The organism is Bradyrhizobium sp. HKCCYLRH1030 (assembly GCF_051168395.1).
GTDB lineage: Bacteria > Pseudomonadota > Alphaproteobacteria > Rhizobiales > Xanthobacteraceae > Bradyrhizobium.
On record NZ_JBNPUY010000001.1, the window covers coordinates 66,573 to 84,771 of the forward strand.

The 18,199-nt window shown below is 66.8% G+C and carries 15 protein-coding genes and 1 pseudogene; 4 read left to right on the forward strand and 12 right to left on the reverse strand.

What is annotated here, in order from left to right; all coding sequences use genetic code 11:
* Positions 1-15: 15 nt before the first annotated feature.
* Positions 16-1,086, forward strand: a pseudogene (locus ACQR1E_RS00265) (ComEC/Rec2 family competence protein); the annotation flags it as partial.
* Positions 1,087-1,479: 393 nt separating this feature from the next.
* Here the strand turns inward: ACQR1E_RS00265 and ACQR1E_RS00270 are convergent.
* The 4 genes from ACQR1E_RS00270 to ACQR1E_RS00285 all read right to left on the reverse strand — a co-directional run bounded on the left by ACQR1E_RS00270 (position 1,480) and on the right by ACQR1E_RS00285 (position 5,143).
* On the reverse strand, positions 1,480-1,920 hold the full coding sequence (locus ACQR1E_RS00270) for a hypothetical protein (protein WP_315711618.1): 441 nt from the start codon (positions 1,918-1,920) through the stop codon (positions 1,480-1,482).
* Positions 1,921-2,194: 274 nt separating this feature from the next.
* On the reverse strand, positions 2,195-2,893 hold the full coding sequence (gene lexA / locus ACQR1E_RS00275) for a transcriptional repressor LexA (protein WP_006611089.1): 699 nt from the start codon (positions 2,891-2,893) through the stop codon (positions 2,195-2,197).
* 205 nt (positions 2,894-3,098) lie between these two features.
* Entirely contained in the window at positions 3,099-4,310 is a 1,212-nt protein-coding gene (locus ACQR1E_RS00280; protein ID WP_316193003.1) for a molybdopterin molybdotransferase MoeA, read from the reverse strand.
* A 131-nt stretch (positions 4,311-4,441) separates the two neighbouring features.
* The gene (locus ACQR1E_RS00285; RefSeq protein WP_316193002.1) at positions 4,442-5,143 is read right to left on the reverse strand and encodes an alpha/beta fold hydrolase; all 702 of its coding nucleotides are present in this window, start codon (positions 5,141-5,143) and stop codon (positions 4,442-4,444) included.
* Here ACQR1E_RS00285 and ACQR1E_RS00290 point away from each other — a divergent pair.
* Entirely contained in the window at positions 5,142-5,405 is a 264-nt protein-coding gene (locus tag ACQR1E_RS00290; protein WP_315750918.1) for a hypothetical protein, read from the forward strand. The two genes, ACQR1E_RS00285 and ACQR1E_RS00290, sit on opposite strands and share 2 nt — an antisense overlap.
* A gap of 125 nt (positions 5,406-5,530) precedes the next feature.
* Here the strand turns inward: ACQR1E_RS00290 and ACQR1E_RS00295 are convergent, their stop codons facing one another.
* The 3 genes from ACQR1E_RS00295 to ACQR1E_RS00305 all read right to left on the reverse strand — a co-directional run bounded on the left by ACQR1E_RS00295 (position 5,531) and on the right by ACQR1E_RS00305 (position 8,070).
* The gene (locus ACQR1E_RS00295; protein ID WP_316193001.1) at positions 5,531-5,800 is read right to left on the reverse strand and encodes a hypothetical protein; all 270 of its coding nucleotides are present in this window, start codon (positions 5,798-5,800) and stop codon (positions 5,531-5,533) included.
* A 458-nt stretch (positions 5,801-6,258) separates the two neighbouring features.
* Complete coding sequence (locus tag ACQR1E_RS00300; RefSeq protein ID WP_316175269.1) at positions 6,259-6,888, reverse strand: HAD family hydrolase; 630 nt, start codon at positions 6,886-6,888, stop codon at positions 6,259-6,261.
* Between the two features lie 45 nt (positions 6,889-6,933).
* Entirely contained in the window at positions 6,934-8,070 is a 1,137-nt protein-coding gene (locus ACQR1E_RS00305) for an alpha-hydroxy acid oxidase (RefSeq protein ID WP_316170136.1), read from the reverse strand.
* Positions 8,071-8,490: 420 nt separating this feature from the next.
* On the opposite strand from ACQR1E_RS00305, the gene ACQR1E_RS00310 reads away from it, so the two are divergent.
* Positions 8,491-9,825, forward strand: a complete 1,335-nt coding sequence (locus ACQR1E_RS00310) for a S41 family peptidase (RefSeq protein ID WP_315750922.1) — start codon at positions 8,491-8,493, stop codon at positions 9,823-9,825.
* A 234-nt stretch (positions 9,826-10,059) separates the two neighbouring features.
* Here ACQR1E_RS00310 and ACQR1E_RS00315 read toward each other — a convergent pair whose 3' ends face one another.
* The 5 genes from ACQR1E_RS00315 to ACQR1E_RS00335 all read right to left on the reverse strand — a co-directional run bounded on the left by ACQR1E_RS00315 (position 10,060) and on the right by ACQR1E_RS00335 (position 17,199).
* Positions 10,060-12,771, reverse strand: coding sequence for a bifunctional diguanylate cyclase/phosphodiesterase (locus ACQR1E_RS00315; protein WP_434896526.1), 2,712 nt, complete (start codon positions 12,769-12,771; stop codon positions 10,060-10,062).
* A gap of 152 nt (positions 12,772-12,923) precedes the next feature.
* A complete protein-coding gene (moaC, locus tag ACQR1E_RS00320) occupies positions 12,924-13,418 on the reverse strand; it encodes a cyclic pyranopterin monophosphate synthase MoaC (protein WP_316165272.1) in 495 nt (164 codons plus the stop codon).
* Positions 13,419-13,420: 2 nt separating this feature from the next.
* Positions 13,421-14,239 carry an indole-3-glycerol phosphate synthase TrpC gene (gene trpC / locus ACQR1E_RS00325; RefSeq protein ID WP_315827486.1) on the reverse strand — a complete coding sequence of 273 codons (819 nt, stop codon included), beginning with the start codon at positions 14,237-14,239 and terminating at the stop codon, positions 13,421-13,423.
* Between the two features lie 16 nt (positions 14,240-14,255).
* On the reverse strand, positions 14,256-15,269 hold the full coding sequence (gene trpD / locus ACQR1E_RS00330) for an anthranilate phosphoribosyltransferase (RefSeq protein WP_315711632.1): 1,014 nt from the start codon (positions 15,267-15,269) through the stop codon (positions 14,256-14,258).
* A 22-nt stretch (positions 15,270-15,291) separates the two neighbouring features.
* On the reverse strand, positions 15,292-17,199 hold the full coding sequence (locus tag ACQR1E_RS00335) for a peptidylprolyl isomerase (protein ID WP_316170138.1): 1,908 nt from the start codon (positions 17,197-17,199) through the stop codon (positions 15,292-15,294).
* A 222-nt stretch (positions 17,200-17,421) separates the two neighbouring features.
* On the opposite strand from ACQR1E_RS00335, the gene tpiA reads away from it, so the two are divergent.
* Entirely contained in the window at positions 17,422-18,177 is a 756-nt protein-coding gene (gene tpiA, locus ACQR1E_RS00340; RefSeq protein WP_315750930.1) for a triose-phosphate isomerase, read from the forward strand.
* Positions 18,178-18,199: the final 22 nt, after the last annotated feature.

Consider the following 18,199-nt stretch of genomic DNA (forward strand, 5'->3'; position numbering starts at 1 on the left):
AGAAATTCGGCCACGAGCTTCCAGATGTCGTTCGCGGCAACGCTCGGCCTGGTCGCGCTGGTGCAGTTCGGCCTGCCCAGACTGTTCGCGACGCCGGACAGCTCGGCCACCCAGCGCATCGCGCTGTGGGGCGGCCGCGAGCTTGCGATGCTGTTGCTGGCCTCGCTGATCGCGGGGCTCGCGACCACGCCCTATGCCGCCTTCCATTTCCATCGCGTCACGCCCTATGGCGTGCTCGCCAATCTCGCGGCGATGCCGGTCGTCTCGGCGCTGGTGATGCCGGCCGGCCTGATGGGCCTCGTGGCGGCGCCGTTCGGGCTCGACGGTCCCTGGTGGACGCTGATGGGCCTCGGCATCGACTGGATGATCGCGGTGACGCGCTGGGTGGCGGCGCTGCCCGGCGCGGTCGGGCGCATCCCGGCCTTCGACATCGGTCCACTGATCCTGGCCAGCCTCGGGGTCATCCTGATCGGCCTGCTGCGCACACCGCTGCGCTGGTCGGGCGTCGTGGGGCTCGTGGTGGCCACCGCGTGGGCCGCCGCGACGCCGCTGCCCGACGTGCTGATCGCCGGCGATGGGCGCGCGGTGGCGGTGCGCGGCCGTGACGGGCGCCTGCATGTGATGCGCACCGGCAAGGACGTGTTCGCCACCAAGGAGTGGCTCGCGGCCGACGCCGATGCCCGGCTGCCGGCGGATTCATCGCTCACCGATGGCGTCTCCTGCGACGAGGCGGGCTGCGTGGCGGCAATGGCTGACGGCCGAATCGCCGCCCTGACCCTGCGCGCCGAGGCGCTCGCCGATGATTGCGCCCGTGCCGCGCTCATCGTCACCGCGCGCGCCGCGCCGTCATCCTGCGCGGCGGCCGTCATCGATCGCGAGCGGCTGCGGCAGCAGGGCGCCTTGATGCTGGTGCGGCGGGGCAGGAGCTTCGCCGTCACGCCGGCGCGCGCCGGCGGCACTGACCGCCCATGGTGGCCGGCGCCCGCCGAGGCCGGCGAGTTCGACACGACGCTGACGCCGCGCGCGCCGGCCGCGCGGCCTCAGGACGCGACGCCGCCGGAGACGGAGCAGGGCGAGGAAGACTGAGTGCCGGGCAGCTCGAACGTGCCGAGATGATACTCGGTGTCGCCAGGTCCATGTTGCCAGGTCCATCGAACAGCGCGGGGCTTTCGGCCAGCGTGAACGCAGCGCGCGGATAGCGTTGCCAGATGGCGATGTCGTCAGCCGTGACTGTCAGCCATCCGAACACAAGCATATCGCACCGGGGCTCGGTGATCCCGGCGGCCTTGTTCCAATCGATCTTGTTGACCACGGCGGCAGGCTCCCCCGGCACATCATGGCGGCCGAGGGATGTCGTTCCTATCCGATGCGATGCCGGGGCGTGCGGTTCGCCCGAGAGGACTTTGCGCTTGCAGAACCCAAATCTCCCACGGTCGAAAGCTCGCTCACGACCGAGAGAAATGCCGATGCGGAGACCCCTCAGGTGATGCTGATGCGGCGAATCGGTGTGGCCTGCGAAGGCGGCACGTCCTCGGCGATGTCCGGGCGTCGCTCCGCCGGCTGCTTGCTGACCGGCAATTGCAGCACGGTGACGCGCTGACCCTCGCAGAGCTGGGTCACCAGCACGTGGCGCCCGTCGGCGAATTCGATCGCGTCGTGATGGCGATCGGGAATGTGAGTCTCGATGCTGTTGAACTTTGCGACGCGCTCGCGGATCGTCCGGGTCCAGAGCCAGCGGCTGTCGTAGCGGACGTCCTCGGCGAAGGCCAACTCGGTGCCGGGCAGCATGCAGACTGCGACGGTCGGCTCGCTCTCCAGCGCGAAGCCGCGGGTGGCGGTGCCACGGAAGGTCATCGAGATCAACGTCTCGCCGACCTTGGCGGGACGGGACGCAACCGCATGGAGGCTGTAGTCACACATCGGATCGCTCCTCGTTGAGAGATAGCCGACCCACGCTCCCCCCGGACAGGCGCAGGCCTCTATCAGAGTGGACATCGATGGTGATGTTAGCGCGCGCTTCGCGGCAATTCTGCGCTGATCTGCATCGCGTGTGCCCGCGGCCGATCACAAGCGTTTGAGCATGCCGCGCTGCACATCATGAGGTGCATTCGCGCGTGACGTATTTTGCTGGGCAGCCTCCGATCGGCGGCGAAAGCGCGTGCGCCCGCCGCCGATCGACCGATCCCATTCGCGATCAGTACTTGCGGTACAGCCCGACCAGCTTGCCTTGGATCTTCACCCGGTTCGGCGGCAGGATGCGTACCTCGTAGGCGGTGTTGGCCGGCTCCAGCGCGATCGATGCGCCGCGGCGGCGGAAGCGCTTCAACGTCGCTTCCTCATCGTCGATCAGCGCCACCACGATGTCGCCGGTGTCGGCGGTCTCGTTGCGCTGGATCAGCGCCATGTCGCCGTCGAGGATGCCGGCATCGACCATGGAGTCGCCGCGTACCTCGAGCGCGTAGTGATCGCCGTTACCGAGCATGTCGGCAGGCACGCTGATGGTGTGGCTGCGGGTCTGCAGCGCCTCGATCGGGGTACCGGCGGCGATGCGGCCCATCACCGGCACCGCGACCGGGCGCTCGCCATCGTCCAGCGCGGGAGTGCTGGTGCGCACCTTGCCGAGATTGCCCTCGATCACCGATGGGGTGAAGCCGCGGCGGTTGCCCGCGGCCTGCGACAGCTCGGGCAGCTTGATCACCTCGATCGCGCGGGCGCGATTCGGCAGCCGGCGGATGAAGCCGCGCTCCTCAAGCGCCGTGATCAGGCGATGAATGCCGGACTTCGAGCGCAGATCGAGCGCATCCTTCATCTCGTCGAAGGACGGCGGCACGCCGGCTTCCTTGAGCCGCTCGTTGATGAACCGCAGAAGTTCGTACTGTTTGCGCGTCAGCATCTCGACCTGGTCCCCGGTTTGTTGTCGTCCGAGTCCAAGAGCTGCGCCTCGCGCACAAACCGGCTGAGAGCGCCCTGGAGTCGGACCGTCATCGCGTCGCCCGCAACATACTAAAAACAAATCATGAACGAACACTATATGTTCGATGTGTGTTCCGCAATCCTAAAAATATGATGAACAGACCGGGCTTTACCGGGGAAGCGGCTCAGTTCGGCAGGCGCAGGATCTCGCACGGGCTGCCGGCAGGCGCCTTCGGCGCAAACGCCGGCCGGATCACCACCGCCTGCGAGAGCGCGAGATTCCCGAGCAGCGACGAATCCTGCTGCGTCACCGGCGTGGCGATCAGCGTGCCGTCGGCGCGCTCTTCGAGCTGCGCCCGCAGATAGTCCTCGCGCGAATCGTTCGGCCCCAGTTCGCGGCCGAGCAGGGCGGTCTCGCGCGGCATCACGGCCTCGTCACGGCCGAGCAGCCGCCGAATCAGCGGCACCAGGAACAGGATGGCGCAGACATAGGACGACACCGGATTGCCGGGCAGTCCGATCACCCTCATGTCGCCGAGCCGTCCGTGCATCATCGGCTTGCCCGGCCGCATCGCAATCTTCCAGAACGCCATTTCGACGCCCTCGGCTTCGAGCGCCTGCTTGACCAGGTCGTGATCGCCGACCGAGGCGCCGCCGGTCGTGATCAGGATGTCGGCCTTGGCCTCGCGGGCCCGGCGGATGCCGGCGATCGTCGCCTCCATCGTATCCGCGGCGATGCCGAGATCGATCGGGGTCCCGCCCTCGTTGCGCACCAGCGCCCGCAAGGCGTAGCCGTTGGAATAGACGATCTGGCCCGGGCCGGGCGTCGAGCCCGGCATCACCAGCTCGTCGCCGGTGGCGAGCAGCGCCACCTTCGGCCGGCGCCGCACCGGCAGCGCCGGATGATTCATGCTGGCCGCCAGCGACAGGTCGCGGTCGCTGAGCCGGCGCCCGGACTTCAGCAGCACCATGCCCTGGTGAAAGTCGACGCCCGCCGGCCGGATATGCCGGCCCTTGATCGCGGCCTCGGTGATCACGACGTGGCCGTCTTCGGCGATCGTGTCCTCCTGGATCACCACCGCGTCCGCGCCCTCCGGGACAACGCCACCGGTGAAGATCCGCGCCGCCTCGCCGGGTCCAACCACGCGATCGAACGGACGCCCTGCCGCGACCTCGCCGATGACCTTCAGCCGCGCCTTGGCCTGGGCGGCGTCCGCCGCGCGCACGGCATAGCCGTCCATCGCCGACATCGCCTCGGGCGGCTGCGTCCGCAGCGCCGCGAGGTCCCGCGCCAGGATGCGGTGAAACGCTTCGTCCAGCCCGACCTGCTCCTCGGCCAGCGGTTCGGCGCCGGCGAGCACGGCGGACAACGCATCAGACACCGGCATCAGGGCCATGAGAGTTCCTTCGGACGGAGACGGCAGATCGAATGAATCGCCTTCTAACCGAACGCGCACGGCGCGGCCAAGGGCCTAGGCCGCTCCCTGCGTTCTGACCGTCTGCTGTGGGCCGTTTCCGGGCCGCTGCCTCACGATCGCGCGAGAAAGTCCGCAATCAACCGCATGACCTCCTGCGGACGTTCCAGGCTCGGCAGGTGCGCCGTTCCGGCCAGCTCATGTCCTGACCCGTTCGGCATTGTTGCGGCGAGCAGCCTGCTTCGCTGCTGGATGTGAGGAAAGTCCAAGTCCCCCCAGATGACGAGCGATGGCGCGACGATCTCCGCGAGGCGCGGGAAGGCTGGTGCCATATCGAGAGTCGCGCCGGTTGGCGGCGCGCGGAGTGCGGCGGCGTTCTTCTTCAGGAACGTCTCGCGCGGCTCGCCGGAGATGCGTCCCTCGCGCTGCAAGGGACCGTCGACCCACAGATGCGTCTTGATAGCGCTGACCCGATCCCAATCCTGTGCGGCCTCGGCAGCGGCCAACGACGCCGTTAGCGCCTTGATCTCCGGTGGATAGACCGGCTCCGGCGCGCCGCTGATCGAAGGTGCGATCAGCACCAGCGATGCCATACGTGACGGATGGCGAAGCGCGAAGTCGAGCGCGATGCGGCCTCCTTGCGAGCAGGCAATCAGCGTCGCCGGCCGCCCCGGCGCGAGCGCGTCGACGACGGCGAGCAGGTCCTCGACCGGAGAATGAGCTTCCTCATAGGCGACCGTCTCACCAAATCCGCGCCGGTCATAGGCGATCGTCATATGCGTTGCCGCGACGCCCTCGATCTGCACGCGCCACATGGACGAGCATTGGACCGTGGACCAGCCGATCTACGATCCCAGCACGATCGACTGCCCGGTTCTCGTGCTCGCGACGGAATGGGATGTGGATGTCCGCTTCGGGATGGCGCACGACCTGTTCGTTCGCCTCGTGAGCGCGCCATACAAGCGCCTGGTCGAGATCGGGCAGGGCACGCACATGATCCTGATGGAGCGGAATCGACGGCAGGCGTTCGACGTGGTGATCGGATTTCTCAACGAGCGCGTCGTGCCGGCGCGTTGATCGTCGCGCGGACGACCTGCACCGCGTCAGAGCGGATGCCGAATCCAGACATTCGGCTCGACATAGGCGGCACGGTCGTGCTCGACCGACGCGAGCACGGGCACGAGAGCACCGGGGACCTCGATCTAGCCCGAGCTGTCGAAGGTCACGCCGGTCCATTGCGACCAATCGGCGAGCGTACCGACGATGGTCATCGAGCACGGCGCGATCTTGACGATCTCGCCGCCGATGCCGATGCGCTTAGGCGCCGGCTCGTCTGCGGCCAGCGGATGTGGCGGGAGACGGGCCGGATGGCGCCGTTGCCGGCGGTCGCATTTAGGATTCGCTTTTTCGGAAAAAGCTGCTATGCTGATTTGGTCCCGTGCTCGACAGGAGGGGCGCTTCGCGATCGTCACGGACGTGGAGCGCGGGATGCGGTGGCCGCGACGTGTCGCAGCGTGCCCTGATGGCGCGCGGACGAACGGCATGGCGCGGACGTGAAGTCGCGTGGTCCTGGCATCCCGAAGCTGATGCCAAGCCGAAGGGTGCTGATGATCCCGTCGGCGACGGTGGCCAACAAGCCGGGCACCGGGGAGATCGCGTATAAGCGTGAAGACCATCGCGCAGGGAATGCCGGATGTCGGCTGGACCTGTGGTGACTGCCGCCTGCTTTTTTTCTGCAGGCGGGCCATGGGTTGCGGCCTGCAGCCCGGCATTCCCTGCGCCCTCCGATTGGAGGAGGGTGAAATGAGAGCAGCAAAGCTCGGGCACATCGTGTCGCGAGAACAATTTTGCACGAGTGGGCACCGTCATTGCGAGCGCAGCCTTTCAGAACGTCACGCCGCTGGCCATGACGCACCCTTGCGCGACGCGATCAGATCCCGAGCGCCTCCAGCGCCGCGGCGATGTCGGCCGTCGAGCGCACCAGCACCGCCTGCAGCCCGCTCGTTCGCGCGCCGTCGATGTTTTCAGCGAGATCGTCGAAGAAAACGATCCGCTCGGCCGGCGCGCCGATCGCCCGCACCACGTGATCATACGCCTCGGCATCCGGCTTTCGCAGGCCGATCGACGACGACAGGAAGATCTCGCGAAAGTGACCAAGCAGGTCGGCATAGCGCGGCGAGAAGTGATCGATGTGCGGCTGGTTGGTGTTGGAGAAGGCATAGAGCGGCAGTCTCGAAGCCGCGCGTGCGAGCAGCGGGGCGATGCCCGGCATCGGGCCGACGAAGATCGCGTTCCAGCCGTCGAGAAACTGCGCGTCGGTGATGTCGATGCCGAGTTGCCGGCGCAGGTTGGCGAAGAACGCGGCATCGGAGACGGTGCCGCGCTCGTGCCCGTGATAGATCTCGTCGCGCACGAAGCGCGCGGCGATGCGCTCCGGCGGACAGCCGGCATGCGCTGCCCAGCGCGAGACCACCTGGACGAAATCGATGTCGATGACGACGCGGCCGAGGTCGAACAGCAGCGCGTCGGCGACGCCGGGGCGGAGAGCGGAGGCGGGCATGGGGCGGGTCGACGATGCCTTGCGTGGGACGGAAGCGGCGCCTCCTCAATACCGGTAGGGCTCGATGTCGACCAGCGGAAACGCGCTGACCACGCTCGGCAGGTTGGTGGCGGCCGCCGGATGCAGATAGGACGCGTTCAGCTCCGCGAACGAGGTGACGCCGAGCAGGCCGAGCGTGCGGATCACCTCGTCCTCCAGCAGCTCGAGCATGCGCAGGATGCCGTCCTCGCCGGCCGCGGCGAGCGCCCAGCATTGCAGCCGGCCGATGCCGACGAGGTCGGCGCCGGAGGCGATCGCCTTGACGATGTCGGTGCCGCGGCAGAAGCCGCCGTCGACCATGATCTTTGCCCGGCTCTTCACGGCGGCGACGATCTCCGGCAGCACATGCATGGCTCCGCGGCCATGGTCGAGCTGGCGGCCGCCATGGTTGGAGACGTAGATCCAGTCGACGCCGTGATCGACCGCAATCTGCGCGTCCTCGGCGGTCGCGATGCCCTTGATGATCAGCGGCAGCTTGAACTTGTCCTTGATCAGCTTGACGGTGTGCCAGCTCAGCGCCTTCTGGTGGTCGCCGCCGGTCGCGCGCAGCCGGCTTTCGCGGACGTAGCGCTTGGCGATGTCGCGCTCACGCCGGCTGTAATGGGCGGTGTCGACGGTCAGGCAGAACGCGGTGTAGCTGTTGGCGACCGCCCGGCTCACATAGTCCTCGACGAAGGCGTCGTCGCCGCGGACATAGAGCTGGAAGATTCGCAGCGCGTCGGGCGCGGCCTCGGCGGTCTTCTCCAGCCCGGGTTCCGACACCGAGCTCAGCATGTGCGCGGCTCCGAATCGGCCCGCCCCGCGGGCCACGCTGGCCGCCCCTGCCGGATCGAAGATTTCGAGCGCACCGACCGGGGCCATGACCACCGGCAGGCGCAGCTTGCGTCCGAAAGTTTCAACCGAGGCATCGACCCTGGACACGTCGCGCAGCACGCGCGGACGGAACGCGATCTCGTCGAGCGCCATCCGGTTCCGGCGCAGCGTGGTCTCGGTTTCGGCCCCGCCGATGATGTAGTCCCAGGCGTTCTGGTTGAGCTGGGCGCGCGCCTTGCGGATGAGCTCGTGCAGGTTCTGGAACTTCTCGTCGCTCGAGCCGAGTTCGACGTTCCGCCACCCGGCCTCGATCGGGGTCCGTTGGTTCATGTTTGCCTCCCAGCGACTGTCATGCTTGCGGTTTTGCTGCGGAGCATTGCCCATCGAGCGGGCCGGGAGCAAGCCATTCCGAACTCGAGCTTCCCGGGCGCGCGCGGGGAGCGGCGCCCCGCAGGCCCAGGCCATCAAATCGCGGCGTGGTACACGGCTCGTCGAATTGTGATCATGGGTGTCCGTGAAAGACGGGGTATGTTCAGCCGGGCCCGGCGCCGGCGCAGCCTTGAGCTTGATTTCAGCCTGTGAACGTCCATTTCGGATGCGAGCGCCGGCGGTCGGGCCCCGGTACGGCGGCGCAATATCGGCCTTGAAGAAACCGGAAATGTGGTGTGTGTTCGCAACACAAATCGCGCCGGCGATGCGTGCGGACCATTTGATCGGCCGGCCATCCAACAAACGCTCGGGAAGCAAACAATGCGAAAAAACTGGCTGTTCTTGGCGGGCACGATGACCGGCGTCGGGCTGACCCTGATGGTCACGGGTCCCGACGGCGCGCAACTCGTTGCGAAGGCCAAGGCCGCGGCCGGCATGGCCGACACCTATTCGCAGCTCAATCTGTTCGGCGCGGTGTTCGAGCGTGTTCGCGCCGACTATGTCGAGAAGCCGAGCGATCCCGCGCTGATCGAAGGCGCCATCAACGGCATGGTGTCCTCGCTCGATCCGCATTCGCGCTACATGAACGACAAGTCCTGGCGCGACATGCAGGAGACCACGTCCGGCGAGTTCGGCGGACTCGGTCTCGAGGTCACCATGGAGGAGGGCCTGGTCAAGGTCGTCGCGCCGATCGATGACACGCCCGCGTCCAAGGCCGGCGTTCTCTCGGGCGATCTCATCGCCAAGATCGACGGCGAGGCGGTGCAGGGACTGACGCTCGAGCAGGCCGTCGCCAAGATGAAGGGCGGCGTCAACACCAAGACCAAGCTCACCATCATGCGCAAGGGCAAGGACGCACCGCTCGACGTTACGCTGACGCGCGAGATCATCAAGGTGCGCCCGGTGCGCTATCACACCGAAGGCGGCGACATCGGTTATATCCGCATCACATCCTTCAACGAGCAGACCACCGAGAGTCTGCGCAAGGCGGTCGCCAGCATCTCCAAGGAGATCCCGCAGGAGAAGCTCGCCGGCTACGTGGTCGACCTGCGCAACAATCCGGGCGGGCTGCTCGATCAGGCCGTGTCGGTCTCCAGCACATTCCTGCCGCGGGGCGAGGTGGTCTCCACCCGCGGCCGCAATCCGGAGGAGACGCAGCGCTTCACCGCGCGCGGCGGCGACCTCACCAAGGGCAAGCCGCTGGTGGTGCTGATCAATGGCGGCTCGGCCTCGGCGTCGGAGATCGTGGCCGGCGCGCTGCACGATCACAAGCGTGCGACCCTGGTCGGCACGCGCTCGTTCGGCAAGGGCTCGGTGCAGACCATCATTCCGCTCGGCGCCGGCAACGGCGCGCTGGCGCTGACCACGGCGCGCTACTACACGCCGTCGGGACGCTCGATCCAGGCGCAGGGCATCGCGCCGGACATCGAGGTCAAGCAGGACGTGCCGGACGAGCTGAAGGATCGCGGCGATCTCAAGGGTGAGGCCGGCATGCGCGGCCATCTCTCGGCGCCCGACGGCACCGAGCAGACCGGCTCGCAGTCCTACGTTCCGCCGGACGAGAAGGACGACAAGGCGCTGCACGCCGCATTCAACGTGCTGCGGGGCGTCACGGTGAACGCTGACGTCCGCGCCAAGGCGGCGGTGCCGAACTGATCTGCGAAGCGGGCGGGTGCGCGGCTTGCGATGCTCACACCCGACGGGGCGGCCCTGAGGCCGTCCCGCCGTGGTTTTCGACCAGTGTGTACAGGCGAACACGGAGTATGTCCGTCTGTGTCCCGTAGATCATGGCGGAGCCGTGGACTTCAAGGCACGACCGGTCGGCAGGGTTTGAATCTGGCTTGCGGAAAAGCCTCAAATTGCAACGGTATTTATCGGTTCGGAACCGGCTCAGGCGGCGTCCGAGCGCGAACGGCGGCCGGATGAGGGATTGGCGCGCTGCGCGGCGAACAATTGCCGCACGTCGGCTGCGGGCTTCGGAGGGCTGAACAGATAGCCCTGCATCTCCGAGCAGCCGAGCCGCTTCAGCACCTGCCGCTGCGCCTCGGTCTCGACGCCCTCGGCGGTCGTCGACATCTTGCGGATGGCGGCGATGTTGACCACGGCCTGGACGATCGCCGCGGAACCCTCGCTCTCGGTGATGTCCTTGACGAAACAGCGGTCGATCTTGATCTTGTCGAACGGAATGCGCTGGAGATAGCTGAGGCTCGAATAGCCGGTGCCGAAATCATCGAGCGCGATGCGGACGCCGAGCGCGCGCAACTGGTGCAGGGTGTCGAGCGCGTCGTCGTCGCGGATCAGCACCGCTTCGGTGATCTCGAGCTCCAGCCGATGCGGCGGCAGGCCGGAGGTCGCAAGTGCATTGGCGACCTTGAGCGCCAGGGTGCCGCTCTTGAACTGCACCGGCGAGACGTTGACGGCGAGCCGGATGTCGTCCGGCCAGCTCACCGCCTCGGTGCAGGCGACCTGGAGGACGCGTTCGCCGAGCAGGTTGATGAGGCCGGTGTCCTCGGCGATCGGAATGAACTCGGCCGGCGAGACGGCGCCGCGGGTCGGATGCTTCCAGCGCACCAGCGCCTCGCAACCGACGATGCGGTCGTCCTGCAGGCTCAGACAAGGCTGGTAGTAGACCTCGAGTCGATCGTCGGCCATGGCCTGGCGCAGGTCGACCTCGAGCTGGTGGCGCGCCTTGATCTGGGCGTCCATCTCGGGCTCGAAGAAGCGCCAGGTGCGGCGTCCCGCGGCCTTGGCGGCGTACATCGCCAGATCGGCGTTCTTCATGATCTGGTCGAGATCGGTGCCGTGCTCGGGGATCAGCGCCACGCCGATCGAGGCGTCGGCGGTGAGCTGATGGCCGAGGCAGTCACGCGGGGCGCGGATCGCGCCGAGAATATCCTCGATCAGCTGTTCGACATCCTCCCGGTTGCGGATCGCCGTCTGGACCACGGCGAACTCGTCGCCGCCAAGGCGGGCGACGAACCCCGCGGTGCCGACACAGGCGCTCAGGCTCGCCGCGACGGATTTCAACAGCTCGTCGCCGATGAGGTGGCCGAGCGAATCGTTGACGCCCTTGAACTCGTCGATGTCGATGTAGTGCAGCGCGAGGCGCCGGCCTTGGGGGACGCCGGTCAGCTCCTCCTTGAGGCGCTCGTGAAACAGGGTGCGGTTCGGCAGATCCGTCAGGGCGTCGTAGTGCGCCAGATGCGTGATCTGCTCCTCGGACCGTTTGCGCTCGGTAATGTCCTCGTGGGTGGCGAGCCAGCCGCCGCCCGCGATCGGCTCGTTGACGATCTGGATCCAGCGACCGTCCGTGGTCTCGATGATCTGCGAGGTCTTGCGGCCGATGTCGCGCAGCACCGCATCGGCATATTCGACGTCGTCGCCCGCCAGCGAGCCGGTGACCTTGCGGTGCGCGATCAGCGCGCGAAACGTGCAGCCTGGTTTCACGACGTCAGCAGACAGGCCGTACATGTCGACGTAGCGCTGGTTGCTGATGACCAGGCGCTCCGATGCATCGAACAGCAAGAGGCCCTGGGTCATGTTGTTGACGGCCTTGTCGAGCCGTTCCTTCTCCAGCGTCAAGCGGCGGCTGGAGGCGTCGTGGTCGCTGATCAGCCGGCGCACCACGACGTAAAGCATGCCGGCGATCAGCAGCACCGACGTCACGCCGACGGCGATCAGGAAGCGCATCTGCTCGCGCCAGTCGGCGAGCGCCGCCGAGACCGTCGTCGTCGCAGTCACGATCAAGGGATAGCTCGTCAGCCGGTGCGATGCGCCGATGCGGTGCTCGCCGTCGACGGGGCTGCTGAAAATGCCCGTGGTGTTGCCATCGCCGGCCAGGATCTGGCGGAAGATCGGCGCGTTCTTGTAGTTCTGGTTCTGCATGCCCTCATGGCGTGGATGGCGGGCCAGAAGGGTTCCGTCGCGATGCATCATCGAGATCGCCGCGTCGGGCCCGAGCGCGACCGAGGCGAAGAACCGCTCGACATTGATGGGTTCGAGACTGCGGCTGATGATGCCCAGGAACTCGCCGTTGGGACTGGTCAGTTTCAGGGCGATGACTGCGACATATGTGCCGGTGATCCGGCCCACCACCGGCTCGATCAGCAGTTGCGGCGCGGTCGGATCGGATTTCAGCCGCTTGAAAAAGGTGCGATCGGCAATGTTGACGGGCGGCACCGGCCAGGCCGCTCCGGAGTTGATCAGGTTGCCGTCGGAGTCGAAGATGTTCAAACCGCCGACATAGGTCACCGCGCTCAGCTTGTCCTTCAGCATGGCATTGACGGCGGCGCTTCCCATCTGCTCCTTGAAGCGGGCGCCGCTGTCGATGTGGTTCTGTCGGACGTAGTTGGCGAGATCGCGCTGGATCGCGCCGAGATCCTCCATCTGCTGATCGAAATGGCGCGCCAGCAGAAGGACGGTGTTCTCCAGCTCACGCGTCGCGCTGTTCAGCGCGCGTTCCCGGAAACTGTCGGCCATGATGGTCGTACCGATCGCGATGGCTGCAATCAGCACGAGGCCTCCGCCGACCAGCCAGCGGATCGGTCCACCGCGGTCGGTCGAAGCTCTGAGGGCATTCCCTGGACTAGCGTTGGTCGTCATCGGTCCTGAATACGCTTGCGATCGGCGCTTCGGGATGGAACCGCTACGATGTCCCTCCCACAACCATTGCTATCGGTCCGCAATGGAAGTGAGGTTAGGAAGTTGAGTTAGCGAACAATTAATTCGAAGTTGTATTTGGCTTGGTAATCTCTTCAGGCGCGATAGTGCCCGGACTTGCCGCCGATCTTTTCGGTCAAGCGGATACCTTCGATGCGTACGCCGCGCTCGGCCGCCTTGATCATGTCGTAAATGGTCAGGCAGGCGACGGACACGGCCGTCAGGGCTTCCATCTCCACGCCGGTCGGCCCGGTCACCTTGACGGTGGCGCTGACAAGGCAGCCGGGTAGTGCGGCATCGGGCGTGATGTCGACGGTGACTTTGGACAGCGCCAGCGGGTGGCACAGAGGAATCAGCTCGGAGGTCCGCTTGGCGGCCATGATGCCTGCGATGCGGGCAGTTCCGAGCACGTCACCTTTTTTGGCGTTGCCGGACAGGATGAGCTCGAGCGTCGCCGGGCTCATGACGACGCGGCCCTCGGCGGTCGCGGTTCGCTCGGTCGCGGCCTTGTCCGACACGTCGACCATGCGGGCTTCACCGCGGGCGTCGATGTGGGTCAGGGCGGGAGCGTCGGGCGACTTGTCGGCCATGGTCACTCAGCCGCGCTGGCGGAGGCGGCATTGCGCGCAAGCAGCGCGCGCGTCGCCGCCGTGACGTCCGCCTGCCGCATCAGGCTCTCGCCGACCAGGAAGGTCTGGATGCCGACGCGCGCCAGGCGCGCGAGATCGGCCGATGTGAAGATGCCGCTTTCGCCGACCAGAAGACGCTCGACCGGGACCAGCGGCGCCAGCGCTTCGGAGGTCGCCAGCGTGGTCTCGAAGGTTCGCAGGTTGCGGTTGTTGATGCCGATCATCGGCGAGCGCAGCTTCAGCGCGCGATCGAGCTCGGCGCGATCATGGATTTCGATCAGCACATCCATGCCGTGGGCGAGCGCGGCAGCCTCGATGTCCGCAGCGGCGGCATCGTCCAGCGCGGCCATGATGATGAGGATGCAGTCGGCGCCGTGAGCACGCGCCTCGATCACCTGGTAGGTGTCGAACATGAAGTCCTTGCGCAGCACGGGCAGGGCGGTCGCGGCCCGCGCGGCGACCATGAAGTCGAGATGGCCCTGGAACGACGGCGTATCTGTCAGCACCGACAGGCAGGCCGCGCCGCCGGCCTCGTAGGCCTTGGCAAGCACCGGCGGATCGAAATCGGCGCGGATCAGTCCCTTGGACGGCGAGGCCTTCTTCACCTCGGCGATCAGCGCGTAGTCGCCGTTCGCATGCTTGGCTCGGATCGAGGCAACGAAGCCGCGCGGCGGCGAAGCGTCACGCGCGCGGGCCTCGAGCTCCGGCAACGGGCATGCCCGCTTGGCGGCCGCGATCTCCTCGCGCTTATACGCTTCGATCTTGGTCAGGATGTCCGACATGGCACGCTCCGGTGGATCAGCTGTTGGAGACCTCGATCAGCTGCTTCAGCCGCGCCGCCGCGGCGCCGCTGTCGAGCGAATCCCGGCCGATTGCGACGCCTTCCTTCAGCGTCTTGGCGCGTCCGGAAACGACCAGCGCCGCCGCGGCATTCAGCAGCGCCACGTCGCGATAGGGGCTCGGCAGGCCGTCCAGCACGCTCTGCAGGGCCACCGCGTTGGCTTCGGCGTCGCCGCCCTTCAGACCGTCGCTGCCGCACAGGCCAAGCCCGGCCTCTTCGGGCGTGACCTCGAAGGTGCGGATATGACCGTTCTCCAGCGCGGCGACAAAGGTCGGGCCGGTCAAGGTGATCTCGTCGAGCCCGTCGGAGCCGTGCACGACCCAGGCGGCCTCCGAGCCGAGATTCTTCAACACGTGGGCCAACGGCTCGACCCATTGCCGCGAGAACACGCCGACCATCTGGCGCCTGACGCCGGCCGGATTGGACAGGGGACCGAGCAGATTGAAGATCGTGCGGGTGGCGAGCTCGACCCGGGTCGGCCCGACGTTCTTCATCGCCGGATGATGCGCGGGCGCGAACATGAAGCCGATGCCGGCCTCGCGCACGCAGCGCCCGACCTGGTCCGGCTTCAGGTCGATCTTGACGCCGAGCGCGGCGAGCACGTCGGCGGCGCCGGAGCGGGACGACAGTGCGCGGTTGCCGTGTTTGGCGACCGGCACGCCGGCGCCGGCCACGATGAAGGAGGCGCAGGTCGAGACGTTGACCGAGCCGGAGCCGTCACCGCCGGTGCCGACGATGTCGACCGCGCTCGCCGGCGCATCGACGCGCAGCATCTTCGCCCGCATCACGCTGACGGCGCCGGTGATCTCCTCGACCGTCTCGCCGCGCACGCGCAGCGCCATCAGCAGCGCGCCCATCTGCGACGGCGTCGCCTCGCCCGACATCATGCTGTCGAAGGCGGACGCCGCCTCCTCGCGGGACAGCGGCGCGCCGGTCGCCACCTTGCCAATGATCGACTTGAGATCGTCCATCACGCGTGCCCCTAGCAAACCGTCACTGATTGTTGCCGCCGACCACCTGGGCCACCGCAGCCTCGTTGATCGTCGTCCCGATGTCCTTCTCGAGCTTCATGACATAGGCCGTGCCTTGCTCGTCGGCGAGCGCGCGCTGCAACTGGTCCTTCAGCTTCTTGGTATCTTCGGACGCGAGGTCGACCTTAGGCTCGATGATGTCGGTGACACGGAACACAATCCACCGCCGGCCGCCATCAGCCTCGGTTTGGCCGACGCCGTCCTTCGCCGTGCGGAATGCGGCGGTGATCGCGCCGGTGGGGACGCCGGGCACCGAGGCGTCGCGCTTGAACGCACTGGCCGTCTCGACCTTCACGCCGAGCGATGCCGCCTCGTCGGCGAGCTTGCCGCCCTCGCTGAGCTTCTTGACCAGCTCGGTGGCCTTTGCGCGCAGCTTGGTGGCGACCTCGTCATCGCGCCAGCGCGCGGCGACCTGATCCTTGACCTCGTCGAGGGGGCGATCGCGCGGCGGGGTGATGCCGAGAACCTCGAACCAGACATAACCGCCGCGGAACGAGATCGGCTCGTTGTCGACACCGACATCGCTGGTGAAGGCCTGCGCAACGACATCGAGGCCAAGCGGGATGTTCGAAACGGGCTGGCCGTTGGGTTGCTTGCCGGACCTGTCGACGGCTTCGAGCGTGATGGCATTGAGACCGAGCTTCTTGGCTGCCTCGGCGACGCTGGCGCCACCGCCGCGCTCGTCTTCCATCTTGTCACGAAGATTGGCGACTTGCGACTTGGCGCGGTCGGCTGCGATCTCCTTCTTGATGTCGGCAGCGACGCTCTCATATTCGGGCTGCTGGCCCGGCTGAATCGCGCTGACCTTGACCAGCGCCACGTTGAATGCGCCCTTGACCGGCTGGCTGACCTCGCCGGTCGGCAGCGAGAAGGCGGTATCGGCAACGACAGGGTCGAGAATCGCCGATTTCGTCACCAGACCGAGATCGAGATCGGCCGGGTTGAGGTTGCGCTCCTTGGCGAGCTCGTCGAACGTGACTTCACCCGCGGCGATCCGGGCGCGCGCCGCCTGTGCCTCCTCCATGGTGGGGAAGGTCATCTGCTGGACCTGGCGCTTCTCCGGCGTGCCCATCAGCGCCTTGCGCTGGTCGAACAGCTTCCTGGCGTCCTCGTCAGAAACGTCGGTCGACTTGCCGATCTCTTCGGGCGTCACCACGACGAAGGAGATCTTGCGATATTCCGGCGCCTTGAACTGGGCTTTGTGCTCTTCGAAATAGGACGCGAGAACCTCGGGCGAGGGCGCATCGATGGTGCCGGCCTGCGCCGCGTCGAGCTTGATGTAATCGATCGAGCGCTGCTCGTTCTGGAAGCGGCCGAGCGCCTCGAGCATCGTGTTGGACGGCTCCAGCCCGGCCGCGATCGTGCCGGTGATCTGCCGCCGCAGCGACTGTCGGCGCTGGTCAGCCAGGTAGCGCTGCTCGGTGAAGCCGAAATTGCGGATGATGGCCTGGAAGCGCTGCGGGTCGAACGCCCCGTTCGGGCCCTTGAAGTTGGGATCGCTGAGGATCACCCGCATGGTCTCCGCATCGGACTGGGCGAGACCGAGACGGCGAGCCTGCTCATCGAGGGCGGCTTCCGCAATCGTCTGCTGCAGCACGGAGCGGTCGAGCCCGAACATGCGGGCCTGCTCGGTGGTCAGCGGACGACCGAGCTGGCGGCCGATCTGCTGCAGCCGGTCGGTATAGATCTGCCGGAACTCGTTGACCGAGATCTCCGTGCGTCCCACGGTTGCAGCCGTCGACTGCCCGAAGCCGCGGAAGATGTCGGCGATGCCCCAGATGCCGAAACTGACGATCAAAACGCCCATGACCACCGCCATGATGGTCTTGCCGAGCCAGTTTGATGAGGCCTTGCGTAATCCTCGAAGCATGGGTCCAGTCTGTCTGCAGGAAAAAGGATGAAGAGGCCGCGCCTTAAAGCAGATTCCGCAAAAGGCCGTCACCGAGTTGAAACGGCTTATAAAGAGGCGGCCGCCCGGTCGCAACCTCGGCCCTGAGGCCGATTGAAGCGGTGGGAAGACGGCTCCCGCTCTGGTGCTCGTCGAAGGGCTCTGCTAGCCGATGTCTGTCACAACATTTGCTGGAATCCCGCCATGACCGACCGCATCCGGCCGCTGATCGCCGGCAATTGGAAAATGAACGGCCTGAAGGCCTCGACCGCCGAGTTCGACGCCATGCTGGCCGGAGCCGCCGAGGTCACCGGAAAGGCCGACCTGCTGGTCTGTCCTCCCGCCACCCTGGTGGCAGGCTTCGCCGAAAGGGCGCGCGGCTCCCACGCGATCGCGGTTGGCGCTCAGGATTGCCACCCCAAGGCGTCGGGAGCCCATACCGGGGACATTTCGGCGGAGATGCTGGCCGATGCTGGCGCCACCGCCATCATCGTCGGCCATTCCGAGCGGCGTGCCGATCATGGCGAAAGCGATGTTGTGGTGCACCAGAAGACCGAGGCGGTGTGGCGCGCCGGGCTGGTCGCGATCGTTTGCGTCGGCGAAACCCAGCAGCAGCGCGATGCAGGGCAGACGCTCGACATCCTGCGCGGCCAGCTCAACCTCAGCCTGCCGCAGGAATCACGGGCCGGCAACCTGGTCGTGGCCTATGAGCCGGTTTGGGCGATCGGCACCGGCCTGACCCCGACTGCCAAGGATGTCGAGCAGATTCATGCCTTTATCAGAGAGCTGCTGATCGATCGCTTCAAGCAGGAGGGAGCGCGGACGCGCATCCTCTATGGCGGCTCGGTGAAGCCCTCCAATGCGGCCGAGCTGATGGCGGTCGCGAATGTCAACGGCGCGTTGGTCGGCGGCGCCAGCCTGAAAGCCTCAGACTTTCTCGCCATTGCGAAGGGCTGTTGAGAAGCAACGTGAGCGAAAGCGC

Bases quoted from the DNA above. Each gene is read 5' to 3' on its own strand.
- ACQR1E_RS00300 (WP_316175269.1), bottom strand. From the start codon at position 6,888: ATGCCCGCCTCCGCTCTCCGCCCCGGCGTCGCCGACGCGCTGCTGTTC.
- trpD (WP_315711632.1), bottom strand. From the start codon at position 15,269: ATGGACGATCTCAAGTCGATCATTGGCAAGGTGGCGACCGGCGCGCCG.
- ACQR1E_RS00305 (WP_316170136.1), bottom strand. From the start codon at position 8,070: ATGAACCAACGGACCCCGATCGAGGCCGGGTGGCGGAACGTCGAACTC.
- ACQR1E_RS00310 (WP_315750922.1), top strand. From the start codon at position 8,491: ATGCGAAAAAACTGGCTGTTCTTGGCGGGCACGATGACCGGCGTCGGG.
- ACQR1E_RS00280 (WP_316193003.1), bottom strand. From the start codon at position 4,310: ATGGCCCTGATGCCGGTGTCTGATGCGTTGTCCGCCGTGCTCGCCGGC.
- moaC (WP_316165272.1), bottom strand. From the start codon at position 13,418: ATGGCCGACAAGTCGCCCGACGCTCCCGCCCTGACCCACATCGACGCC.
- trpC (WP_315827486.1), bottom strand. From the start codon at position 14,239: ATGTCGGACATCCTGACCAAGATCGAAGCGTATAAGCGCGAGGAGATC.
- ACQR1E_RS00335 (WP_316170138.1), bottom strand. From the start codon at position 17,199: ATGCTTCGAGGATTACGCAAGGCCTCATCAAACTGGCTCGGCAAGACC.
- ACQR1E_RS00290 (WP_315750918.1), top strand. From the start codon at position 5,142: ATGGACGAGCATTGGACCGTGGACCAGCCGATCTACGATCCCAGCACG.
- tpiA (WP_315750930.1), top strand. From the start codon at position 17,422: ATGACCGACCGCATCCGGCCGCTGATCGCCGGCAATTGGAAAATGAAC.
- ACQR1E_RS00270 (WP_315711618.1), bottom strand. From the start codon at position 1,920: ATGTGTGACTACAGCCTCCATGCGGTTGCGTCCCGTCCCGCCAAGGTC.
- lexA (WP_006611089.1), bottom strand. From the start codon at position 2,893: ATGCTGACGCGCAAACAGTACGAACTTCTGCGGTTCATCAACGAGCGG.
- ACQR1E_RS00315 (WP_434896526.1), bottom strand. From the start codon at position 12,771: ATGACGACCAACGCTAGTCCAGGGAATGCCCTCAGAGCTTCGACCGAC.
- ACQR1E_RS00285 (WP_316193002.1), bottom strand. From the start codon at position 5,143: ATGTGGCGCGTGCAGATCGAGGGCGTCGCGGCAACGCATATGACGATC.